An 11762-nucleotide genomic window follows, 5' to 3' on the forward strand; every position below is an offset into this window, starting at 1 on the left:
ATTGATCAGTTTTCTATTCGCGGGCTAAAGCACCGCGCTACGTCATCAGCGTCTCAACAGCTTCGATAACCGGTATCCTACCCTCGGATACGTCTATTTCGAGCTGAGCAAACTCGCCATCTAAACTCTGTTTCGCATAGAACGCATCGAGGACGCGTTGTTCGAGCAGCGACCTAAACCATTTAGCGTTCTGCTTCGAACGGATTTCATCAAACCGGTTCTCCGCTTTCAATTTCTCGCAAAACTCCTGCACCATTTCCCAGATTTCCCAAACACCGGTTCCCATCAAACCTGAACAGCAAAGCGCTTTGGGTTGCCAGCCTTCGGTAAACGGGTGCAAATGCTGGAGCACGCGGGCGTACTCACCTCGAGCAACCTTCGTCCGGCGAACGTTATCACCATCGGACTTGTTGACCACGATAGCATCAGCCATCTCGATCACACCCTTTTTAATTCCCTGCAACTCATCACCTGCACCCGCGAGCTGAAGTAGCAGGAAGAAATCCACCATCGAACGAACGGCGACTTCACTTTGCCCGACCCCAACAGTTTCTACAAAGATTACTTTGTATCCAGCTGCCTCACACAAGATCATAGATTCGCGTGTCTTCGCAGCGACTCCACCTAGGGTCGCTCCAGCGGGCGAAGGACGAATAAATGCTCGTACATCGCGACAGAGATTCTCCATGCGTGTCTTATCACCGAGAATGCTCCCACCAGTGACTGAACTACTTGGATCGACCGCGAGCACAGCGACGCGTTCGTCTGCATCACAAAGCAGTTTCCCGATGCACTCGAGAAACTGGCTCTTACCGGCACCCGGAATTCCCGTGATGCCGATTCGAATAGAGTTGCCTGAGTGTGGCAGGCAACGTCGTAAGAGTTCACGGGCAATGACCTGATGCCGTGGAGCTTCACTTTCCACACAAGTGATTCCACGAGCCAGAGCGGTCCGATCCCCACGAATAATGCCTTCGTAGAGTTCGTCCACATTGAGAGGACGACGACGTGGTTTGCGGACAACCTTGAACGCGGGCGAGGCTTCGACCTTTCCAGCCATCACCTCGCCGGCGAACTTTGATTTGTCGGCGTCGCTAGGATGCCACTCTGGTGGACGGGTCTTGCCCTTCTCGCTCATGACTCTTCTTCGAGAGTCTTGAGCAGAGTCTCAAGCATGATCTTAGCTGACTCTGGAATAATCGTACCTGGACCGAAGATCGCACTCGCGCCGTTTTCGTAGAGGTAATCATAGTCCTGGGCAGGAATTACGCCACCACAGACAACCATAATGTCCTCGCGACCGTGCTCCTTGAGAGCTTCAACAAGCATTGGGAGCAGAGTCTTGTGACCTGCCGCCAAAGAGCTCATCGCTAGGATGTGCACGTCGTTTTCGACCGCTTGACGAGCTGCTTCTTCCGGAGTTTGGAAGAGCGGTCCGATATCCACGTCGAATCCAAGATCTGCATACGCGGTAGAAACTACCTTCGCGCCGCGGTCGTGTCCGTCCTGGCCGAGCTTAGCAACCATGATACGCGGACGACGACCTTCGAGCTTTTCGAATTTCTCTACGAGTTCGTTAACTTCGTTCATCTTTGGATCGGTTCCGTATTCCTTAGCGTAAACACCTGAGATTGAGCGGATCTGCGCCTTGTAGCGTCCGAAGGACGTTTCCATGGCATCGGAGATTTCGCCGAGTGATGCACGAGCTTGCGCCGCTGTAACCGCGAGCTCAAGCAAGTTACCTTCCCCGCCTGCCGCGCACTTCTCGATCGCTTCAAGGGCCGCCTTACAAGCCGCTTCGTCGCGGTTCGCACGCATTTCCTTGAGGCGTTCGATCTGAGAATCACGTACCGCAGAATTGTCGATGTCGAGGATCTCAAGCGGATCTTCCTTTTCGAGGCGGAATTTGTTGAGGCCAACGATTGTTTCCGCACCACTGTCGATACGAGCTTGGCGGCGGGCCGCAGCTTCCTCGATACGGAGCTTTGGAATGCCTTCCTCGATCGCCTTGGTCATGCCACCGAGAGATTCGATCTCCTCGATGTGCGCCCAAGCCTTCTCCATCAATTCCTTGGTCAAGGACTCGACGTAGTAGCTGCCGCCCCATGGATCGATCACGTCACAGATACCCGTTTCTTCCTGAAGGAAGAGCTGAGTATTACGAGCGATACGAGCCGAGAAGTCGGTCGGAAGAGCGATCGCTTCATCGAGAGCGTTTGTATGCAAACTTTGGGTATGTCCGCACGCAGCGGCCAAGGCTTCGATCGCCGTACGAGCGACGTTGTTAAACGGATCCTGCTCGGTAAGCGACCAACCAGAAGTCTGGGAGTGCGTACGCAGAGCGAGTGACTTCGGGTTCTTCGGGTTGAATTGCTTGACCAGCTTCGCCCAGAGCAGACGTGCCGCACGCATCTTGGCGACTTCCATGAAGAAGTTCTTACCAATCGCCCAGAAGAAGGACAGACGTGGAGCGAAGCTGTCGATGTCGAGACCAGCGTCTACACCCTTTCTCAAGTACTCGAGACCATCCGCGAGCGTGTAACCCATTTCGAGGTCAGCAGTCGCGCCCGCTTCCTGCATGTGGTAACCGGAGATGGAGATAGAGTTGAAGCGTGGCATGTTCTTCGAAGTGTATTCGAAGATGTCGCCGATGATCTTCATGCTTGGTTCTGGCGGATAAATGTAAGTGTTACGAACCATGAACTCCTTTAGGATGTCGTTCTGGATCGTTCCACTCAGCTGATCGAGTGTGCAGCCTTGCTCGAGCGCAGACGCGATATAGAACGCGAGCACGGGAATTACCGCACCGTTCATAGTCATGGAGACGGACACCTGATCGAGAGGAATTCCCTTGAAGAGAATCTTCATGTCCTCAACCGAGTCGATCGCTACACCCGCCTTACCGACATCACCCGAAACACGTGGGTGGTCACTGTCATAACCACGGTGTGTCGCCAAGTCGAAGGCCACAGAAAGACCTTGCTGACCCGCTGCGATGTTACGGCGGTAGAATGCGTTAGACTCCTCCGCAGTGGAGAAACCAGCGTACTGACGCACAGTCCATGGACGGAAAACGTACATGGTCGCGTAGGGACCGCGGAGGAACGGAGCCAAGCCAGCAGTAAAGCCGAGGTGGTTCATACCTTCGTATTCAACCTTCGTGTACAAAGGTTTAACCGCGATGCGCTCCATGGTCTCAGTGGAGCTATCTTCGGCAGCTTTGCCCTTTTCAGCCTCGAAGGCAGCCTCCCAGTTGCTGGCCGGCTCTTCCGCTTCATTCGCCTCGAAGGCGACAGTCGAAAAATCTACAGATTTCATTGTATCTAAATTTCTATTACTGCGGTTTATAGTACTCCGAGCCACTCGAGGTAGGCTTTGTTAACATCGTAGTTGTTAGACTTGACGAAAATGTAGTCGTCGAGACCGGCTTCTTTGTAGGTTTCGAGGTTATCACCTGGGAAACCAGCGAGTAGAAGCTTCATATCTGGCGCAGCCTTCTTAAGGGCCGCTGCCAATGCTGGAACCGTTTCCACGTAAGCAGGATCAGTTCCGCAGATTACCGCGATCTTTGTTCCCGATTCTTGGAACGCCTTCACTCCAGCATCGATGTCTTCGATACCTTCGGAATAGATGCATTCGAAACCACCCGCTGCGAAGAACGAACGAGTGAAGTCCGCACGGATCTTGTGTTTTTTGAGTGGTCCGAGGTTTGCGAGGAAGATCTGTGGAGCAGAACCGGTGTCAGCCTTGAACTTCGCGGCTGCCGCACGGAGGTCTTCATAGATCTTAGCGAGACGCCAGCTTGGAAGCGCGTTCTCGATAGTCTCCGGCTCGGTCTCACCGTGTACAACCTTCGTCAAAAGACCAAGAGTTGCTCCACCTTCAACTGCATTCACCAGAACCTTGATCTTCGCCTCGTCGTCCGCGTTGCCGTACTCAATTTCGAGAGCTCCACGATCGGATGATTCACGAGAAGCCTTGGCAGCCGCAGCAACCTTTTCCTTAAATGAAGTTGAAGTGCCCGGAGCAGCGTCAAGCGGCGTCTCCTCAAGATTTGGATACTGATTCGTGCCGATCAAGCTAGCCCGACGTTGGGCGAGCGCCTTCTCCTTTGCTGCACGTGTTCCGGCGAGCGTCTCTTGCCACTTGCTAGCCTTGAGGGAAGCAAGGATGCCTCCATCCTTTTCAAGACCTTGGAATGCTTCCCAAGATTTCTTGGCGAGCTCATCAGTTAGCGTATCGATGTACCAACTACCACCGGCTGGGTCGATTACCGCGGTCAACTCACATTCTTCCTGGAGGATCACCTGCAGATTGCGAGCGATACGGCGCGAAAACTCGTCTGGCTCGCGAACTGTTTCATCGAAGCATCCGACACAGATGCTAGACGCACCACCTACGACTGCTGAGAATGCCTCGGTCGTGGTGCGTAGCATGTTCACGTATGGGTCTAGCTGCGTTTTGTTCGCGATACCGGTACGTGCATGAAGCTTCATCTTGCACGCTTCTGGACCACCGCCGAGCTCCTTCACGACCTTGCTCCAGAGGATACGGGCCGCACGGAATTTTGCGATTTCCATGAAGAAGTTACCGCCAATCGAGAGCGTGAAGCGAACCTGACTTGCAGCATCGTCAATCGGTACACCGCGCTCGTTCATCGCACGCAGGTAAGCCACACCACTTGAGAGAACACTTGCGAGCTCTTCGGTCGCGCTCGCGCCAGCACTATGATAAGGGATGCCGCTGATTCCCGCCGACGTGAATTCCGGAGCACTCTTCGCATTAGCCTTAACGAGCAAAGCAAGCTCATCCCACAAAGCATCGAGAGAAGCCGGCACTTCGCCGCGAGAGGCTAGCACCGCCAAGGGGTCCATGTTTAGACCACCCTTGATCTTGGCCAACTCCTTTCCTTCCCCTTTCAACCAGGTTTCGAAAATCGCCTGCGTCGCGAGTCCCGAACAACCGGTTTGGAAATACACCGGAAGGAACTCAGCCTCCAGCCCAGCGAGGGCTTCCTTCAAATCATCGAGGCTCGAGATCGAAAGGCCACACTCGCCTACTTCGGCGATGTCAGCTTCATCCGGATCCTTGCCGAGTTGAGTCGCCGCATCCAAAAGGATGTTCACTGCGCTTTGGCCAGCGTTCAAATCCTTGAGCAATGCATTATTAAAGACCTGCGGGTCACCGTAGGGCTGCTCTTGAGCGATTTCCCAAGCGTTTGCTAGGTAACCACCTGCCGTGGCACCGCGAGCGAAGTTTCCTTCACCTGGCAGCGACTGAAGAGAATCTAATGACTCCGTGTCCTCCTTACGGTAGATCGGCTGAAGCGTAATCCCCTCAGGCGTCTTCGTAAGCATTCGCTTCTCAAAAGGAGCGCCTTTCAGCAGCTTCTCAGCCGCATCCTTCCACTCTTCGTAAGTCGCTTGTTTAAAATCTTTTAGAAGATCTTGTTCCGTTACTTTGCTCATTTTCTAAAGAGGTTTCTAAAAAAGCTCTCCGGTTATAAGAGAGCCTCCTTGCAAATAAGAGAAAAATTTATCATTATTTTTGTCAATAAGGTTAATTCATTATTTGCGTGTTTGACTTAAGCTAAACTTATCGTCAACTTTCGCCCACACAAAACCTATTAGCAAAAATGATTCAGCAAATTGATCATATCGGAATTGCGGTAAAGGACCTCGAAAAGGCCTCTCGCTACTACGAAGAATCGCTCGGTCTCGAGCTACATGGCACGGAAGTCGTGGAGTCTCAGAAAGTGAAGACGGCATTCTTCGAGGCAGGCGGAGTTCACATCGAATTGTTGGAGGCGACGGCTGAAGATAGCCCAATTGCCAAATTTATCGAGAAGAAAGGCGAAGGAATCCACCATATCGCTTTCCGCACTGACGATATCGAAGGCCAGCTTGGCAAGGCCAAGGACAGTGGCTGCGGATTGATTCACGAAGTGCCCATCGAAGGCGCTGGCGAAAAGCTCGTCGCATTCCTCCACCCGAAGTCAACATACGGGGTGTTGACCGAATTTTGCATGAGCAAGAAGGACTAGTCCTCAGCCACTTTTACAAAGGCATCTAAGAAAATCATTACAATGAGTATTGACCCAAAACTTTTGGAAGACCTTGCCAATCGGCGAAAGACCGCGGCACTCGCGGGCGGCCAGGCAAAGCTAGATAAGCGTAAGGAAAAAGGCCTGCTCTCAGCGCGTGAACGCCTCGAGGCTCTCTTTGACAATGGTGAGTTCCAGGAATTCGGCCAACACGCCGCTCACTCCTGCCACCGTTTCGGACTAAAGGACAAAAAGCTCCCGGGCGACGGCGTCGTTTGCGGAGCTGGCTTCGTGGATGGACGTCCTGTTGCGGCATTCAGCCAGGACTTCACCGTTGGCGGAGGCGCCCTTGGTCGTATCCACTCCAAGAAGATCTGCGACCTCATGGACTACGCTCACGAAGTGGGCATTCCCGTTGTTTCCGTCAATGACTCCGGTGGAGCTAGAATTCAAGAAGGTGTAGATTCACTTTCCGGGTACGGCCAGGTTTTCTACAAGAACGTATTCCTGTCAGGTGTTGTACCACAAGTCGCCATCATCGCTGGCCCATGCGCGGGTGGCGCCGCCTACTCGCCTGCGCTCGCGGACTTCATCATCATGACCCAGAAGAACGCCAACATGTTCATCTGCGGTCCCGGCGTGATCAAGGCAGCCACCGGCGAGAACGCATCCCTCGAGCAATTCGCAACCGCTTCCGCCCACGCTTCCGTAGCTGGCAACATCCACATCGTGGCTGACGACGACAAGCACGCACTCGAGCTCGCTTCGGAGCTTCTCTCCTTCCTCCCAAGCAACAATATTTCCGATCCTCCACACCAGCTCGATGCGGACTTCGACATCGCTTCTGACCCACGCATGAATGAAGCGGTACCCGAAACCAACAAGATGCCGCTCGATACTCACGAGGTCATCGACTACTTGGTAGACGACGGACATTTCTTCGAAATCATGCGTGATTTCGCGCCGAACATCATCACAGGCTACGCCCGCATCGGCGGAATCGTGGTCGGCATCATCGGCAACAACCCGAAGGTTAAGGCAGGTACGCTCGATATCGACTCTTCCGACAAGGGAGCTCGCTTTATCCGCACTTGTAACATCTACAACATCCCAATCGTAAACCTCGTCGACGTCCCGGGCTTCATGCCAGGTCTCGCCCAAGAGCGCGGCGGCATCATCCGTCATGGAGCAAAGATGCTATTCGCCTACGCCTCCGCCACTGTGCCAAAGATCACTTTGATCATGCGCAAGGCCTATGGAGGCGCCTATCTCGCAATGTGTTCTGCAGATATGGGAGCAGACGTGGTCTACGCATGGCCGACAGCAGAAATCGCTGTGATGGGCGCAGAAGGCGCGGTAGGAGTACTCTTCAAGAAAGAGCTCAAGGAAGCAGACGACCCAGCAAAACGTACCGCCGAACTGGTCGAGGAATACCACGACGAATTCGCGTCTCCGTACCAAGCTGCAGCCAACGCGATGATCACAGACGTGATCGAGCCAGCGGAAACTCGAGCCAAAATAGCGCAGGCGCTTCGCCTCACGCTCTCCAAGCGCGACACCCGCCCGCCAAAGAAACACGGAAACATCCCTCTCTAATTAGCGTTTGGAACCTTTTCCTATACAGTACGCCAAGTTATGATGATTTCCACCATTGCAGCACTCGCGGCCAAGCCGACCGTCCTCGAAAACGTCTCCTTCATTGTTGGAGGATTCGTGTTCGTGGTAGTCGTCCTGGCCACCCTCTCCATCGTGACTTCGTTGATCGGAGTTCTTTGCTCAAGGCTCATCAAAGAGCCCACCGCAGAACAAAAGCCAGCGCCTCAAGCCGCCCCCGCAGCCAAACCTGCGGCAGCGGCGACAAAACAGGTCAATGGCATCGAAGCCGATGAGGACATACCAGCACACGTTATAGCCCTCATAGCCGCAGCGACACACGTCATCCTTGAAGGACGACCTCAGCGTATCGTTAGCATTCGAGGCACCACCCAAGGCTGGGCTCAAGAAGGTCGACGCGAGATCTTCTCATCCCACCGCGTGCGCTAGCTTCCGTATTCTTTATTCAATTACAAAATCTTTCCAGAACACAATTTTATGAAACAATTACGCATTACCATCGAAGGTAAAACCTACGAAGTCGACGTCGAGATCCTCGGCGAAGAAAACGAGCCAGCAAAGCGTTCCGCTCCCGCTCGTTCTCGCCCCGCAGCAGCGTCGGCTCCCGTAGCAGCGGCTCCCGCTCCAGCTGCAGCGCCTGCCGCTAGCTCTGGCGGTCCCGCCGGACCTGGCGACGTGCCAAGCCCGCTCTCAGGCAAGGTCGTTTCCGTCGATGTTAAGATTGGCGACACCGTGAACGAAGGAGATCAAGTGGTCACCCTCGAAGCGATGAAGATGAACACCATCGTCAACGCGCCCACAAGCGGAACAGTGTCAGCCATCCACGTGGAAGCGGGTCAATCCGTCGACGAAGGCGGAGCATTGCTCACGCTCTCATAGCCGGGACTTCAGGTAAGAACTCTCCCATCCAAATGCTATGAAGCAATTTGAAGAGCTATTTTACCAAACGGGCTTCTTCGCTCTAGAATGGCGCATGATCGTCATGTGGCTCGTCGCTGGCGGGCTGCTCTACCTCGCGGTGTTCAAAAAGTTCGAGCCTTTGTTGCTCGTACCCATCGCGTTCGGAGCGCTCCTGGCAAACCTGCCAACCCAAAACATGATCAATTCGCCGGCAGGCCCCGTCCTGAGTCCGGTGGATGGTACGGTCATCGTCTCGACGGTAAGTCTCGGACAAGACATTACCATGCCCGCGGTTGTGCATGAAATGCCCGCTTCGATCGGCAAGCTAACCAGCAAGTCCGAAGCCGAGGAACTCCTTCTCTCGCAATTCGAAAAAGCGAAGCAGGACGGACAACGGCTTTTGTACGTCATTCGTCCAGACTCCCCCGAGAGCTTTGCTGTCGAACCAGAGTATTCAGAGATCAAAGTCACCATCGACTCGACTCCGGTTACCCTGCGAAACACTGACAAGCTTGTATGGGCGAGCGCGAGCGGAAGCGTATCAGAGCTCGATGCCGAAGTTGGAGATAAAGTCGTAAAAGGAGCTGAACTTCTAACAGTCCACAGCTCCCATACCGGCGGATTCTTTCACTACATCTCCCTCGGGATTGTGCTAGAGCTCTTTCCGCCCCTGATCTTCCTTGGCGTTGGAGCTCTCACTGACTTCGGACCACTGATCGCAAACCCGCGCACACTCCTCCTCGGAGCAGCTGCTCAGTTTGGCGTATTCGCGACTTATGCTGGAGCGATGGGTTCCGGAATCTTCGATTCCAGTCAAGCCGCAGCCATAGGCATAATTGGCGGGGCAGATGGACCGACATCTATCTTCCTCGCAAACGCGCTTGCTCCCGAACTCCTAGCTCCAATCGCCGTGGCAGCCTACAGCTACATGGCCCTCGTGCCGGTAATTCAGCCACCAATCATGAGAGCTCTTACAACCGAGCAAGAGCGAAAGATCCGGATGAAGAGCCTTCGCCAAGTATCGCGACTCGAGAAGCTCATCTTCGCGCTCGTCGTAGTCGTATTTTGTATACTTCTCGTACCGGCCGCTTCACCACTTATCGGACTCTTGCTCTTGGGTAACTTCCTGCGTGAGTGTGGAGTGACCGAACGCCTATCAAAAGCCGCCCAAAACGAGCTGATCAATGTCATCACGATCTTCCTCGGAACAAGTGTTGGCATTACCATGACCGGCGATCGTTTCCTTCGCACAGAAACCTTGGCCATCCTGGCTCTCGGTATCGTCGCTTTCGGAATAGCGACCGCATCAGGCGTTCTCATGGCGAAATTCATGAATCTCTTCTCGAAGAACAAGATCAACCCGCTCATCGGTTCCGCCGGCGTATCCGCCGTACCGATGGCCGCTCGCGTGAGCCAAGTGGAAGGCCAAAAGGCCGACTCAGGCAACTTCCTGCTCATGCACGCAATGGGGCCCAACGTGGCAGGCGTGATCGGCACCGCCCTAGTCGCGGGCTATTTCATGACTGTTTTCGGCTCAGGTCACTAACCCAGCCAATCCCCTAACTCTCTAAAAATCCGTGCGGCCAATCCGCGCGGAATCGATTTACCATATATAGAAATGAATAAGCTCAAGGAACTCACACCAGAGGAAGCAGCTAGCTACATCACCAATGGCATGACGGTAGGCTTCAGCGGATTCACGCCCGCAGGCGCCGCGAAAATCGTCCCAAAGGCGATCGCTAAAATAGCCAAGGAAGAGCACAACTCTGGACGCGAATTCAAAATCGGAGTCATCACAGGCGCCTCTACCGGCGATTCCCTTGACGGCGAACTAGCACGTGCCGACGCAGTCGCGTGGCGCACGCCCTACCAGTCGGACAAGTTCCTTCGAAAGAACATCAACTTGGGCAAGACCAAGTTCTTCGACATGCACCTTTCGGCACTACCGCAAAACCTTCGCTACGGATTCCTTGGCAAGGTAGACGTGGCAGTGATCGAAGCCAGCGAAGTTCAAGCAGACGGCAAGGTAATCCTCACCACATCCGTTGGCGCTACGCCAACACTCGCTCGCGTAGCGGAGAAGGTCATCATCGAGCTCAACACATCGCACCAGGAGTCCCTCTACGGCCTCCACGACATCTACGAGCCACTTGACCCACCAATGCGCCGCCCGATCCACCTCACGCGCTGCGACGGCCGTATCGGAACCGAGTACGTACAGATCGATCCAAACAAGATCATCGGTGTAGTCGCTTCCGAGGCACCGGACGAAATCGGTGGATTCCGCGAATCAGACGCGACCACAATGAAAATCGGCGAAAACGTCGCGACCTTCCTCGCTTCCGAAATGCGGGCTGGTCGCGTACCAACTGAGTTCCTTCCAATTCAGTCAGGCGTAGGCAACATCGCAAACGCAGTTCTCGCAGCGCTCGGTGACAACGAGGACATCCCAAGCTTCCAAATGTACTCGGAAGTCATCCAGGACTCCGTCATCAAACTCATGAGCGAAGACAAAATCAGCTTCGCCTCAGCAACATCACTCACACTCAGTCCTGAGGTTCTACAGCAAACCTACGACAACTACAGCTTCTTCAAGCGTCGTTTGCTGCTGCGCCCACAGGAAATATCAAATCACCCTGAAGTCATTCGCCGACTCGGTATCATTTCTATCAATACAGCGATTGAAGTAGATATTTTCGGCAACGTGAACAGCACTCACGTTATGGGTAAGGAAATGATGAATGGCATTGGAGGCTCGGGCGACTTCACTCGCAACGCCTTCATCTCAATCTTCACCTGCCCATCTATTGCTAAGGCTGGAGCGATCAGCGCGATCGTACCAATGGTAAGTCACCTAGACCACAGTGAGCACAGTGTCCAAGTTTTGATTACAGAACAAGGCATTGCTGACCTCCGAGCGAAAGACCCTCAAGGAAGAGCAAACGCAATCATCAACAACTGCGTACATCCCGACTACAGGGAGATGCTTTGGGACTACTTCAAGAGCATGCAAAGCGGTCACACACCGCAAACGCTCAAGAACGCATTCAAGATGCACGAACGTTTCCTAGAGCATAAGGACATGCGTGGTGCAACTATCACTGCAGGATAGAAAATAGTTTCCTAGATGCCATTCGTGGCACACCCGCCATTAGGGCAGCATCGTGGAGGATGCTGCCCTTTCCTTTTCACAGCCGTAGCGCGG

At 53.9% G+C, this 11762-nt stretch carries 9 protein-coding genes; 6 read left to right on the top strand and 3 right to left on the bottom strand.

Translation table 11 applies throughout. The annotated features are described in order from the left end of the window. Nucleotides 1-37: 37 nt before the first annotated feature. The 3 genes from meaB to JIN87_RS27035 are packed head-to-tail and all read right to left on the bottom strand — an operon-like array spanning nt 38 to nt 5468. Nucleotides 38-1138 (bottom strand): methylmalonyl Co-A mutase-associated GTPase MeaB, encoded by a 1101-nt coding sequence (gene meaB, locus JIN87_RS27025; protein WP_234033653.1) that lies wholly within the window; start codon nt 1136-1138, stop codon nt 38-40. Further along, nucleotides 1135-3318 carry a methylmalonyl-CoA mutase gene (scpA, locus tag JIN87_RS27030; protein ID WP_200359680.1) on the bottom strand — a complete coding sequence of 728 codons (2184 nt, stop codon included), beginning with the start codon at nt 3316-3318 and terminating at the stop codon, nt 1135-1137. The genes meaB and scpA overlap by 4 nt, the downstream gene beginning before the upstream one ends. Nucleotides 3319-3344: 26 nt before the next feature. Beyond that, entirely contained in the window at nt 3345-5468 is a 2124-nt protein-coding gene (locus tag JIN87_RS27035) for a methylmalonyl-CoA mutase family protein (RefSeq protein ID WP_200359682.1), read from the bottom strand. A 167-nt stretch (nt 5469-5635) separates the two neighbouring features. On the opposite strand from JIN87_RS27035, the gene mce reads away from it, so the two are divergent. The 6 genes from mce to JIN87_RS27065 all read left to right on the top strand — a co-directional run bounded on the left by mce (nt 5636) and on the right by JIN87_RS27065 (nt 11669). Further along, nucleotides 5636-6043 carry a methylmalonyl-CoA epimerase gene (gene mce, locus JIN87_RS27040; protein WP_200359684.1) on the top strand — a complete coding sequence of 136 codons (408 nt, stop codon included), beginning with the start codon at nt 5636-5638 and terminating at the stop codon, nt 6041-6043. Between the two features lie 42 nt (nt 6044-6085). Beyond that, complete coding sequence (locus JIN87_RS27045) at nt 6086-7639, top strand: acyl-CoA carboxylase subunit beta (RefSeq protein ID WP_200359686.1); 1554 nt, start codon at nt 6086-6088, stop codon at nt 7637-7639. Between the two features lie 39 nt (nt 7640-7678). Then, on the top strand, nt 7679-8086 hold the full coding sequence (locus JIN87_RS27050) for an OadG family transporter subunit (RefSeq protein ID WP_200359688.1): 408 nt from the start codon (nt 7679-7681) through the stop codon (nt 8084-8086). Between the two features lie 48 nt (nt 8087-8134). Next, a complete protein-coding gene (locus JIN87_RS27055) occupies nt 8135-8536 on the top strand; it encodes a biotin/lipoyl-containing protein (RefSeq protein WP_200359690.1) in 402 nt (133 codons plus the stop codon). A gap of 103 nt (nt 8537-8639) precedes the next feature. After that, entirely contained in the window at nt 8640-10103 is a 1464-nt protein-coding gene (locus JIN87_RS27060) for a sodium ion-translocating decarboxylase subunit beta (RefSeq protein WP_200359694.1), read from the top strand. Between the two features lie 72 nt (nt 10104-10175). After that, nucleotides 10176-11669, top strand: coding sequence for a butyryl-CoA:acetate CoA transferase (locus JIN87_RS27065; protein ID WP_234033656.1), 1494 nt, complete (start codon nt 10176-10178; stop codon nt 11667-11669). Nucleotides 11670-11762: the final 93 nt, after the last annotated feature.

Source organism: Pelagicoccus mobilis (assembly GCF_016595505.1).
GTDB lineage: Bacteria > Verrucomicrobiota > Verrucomicrobiia > Opitutales > Opitutaceae > Pelagicoccus > Pelagicoccus mobilis.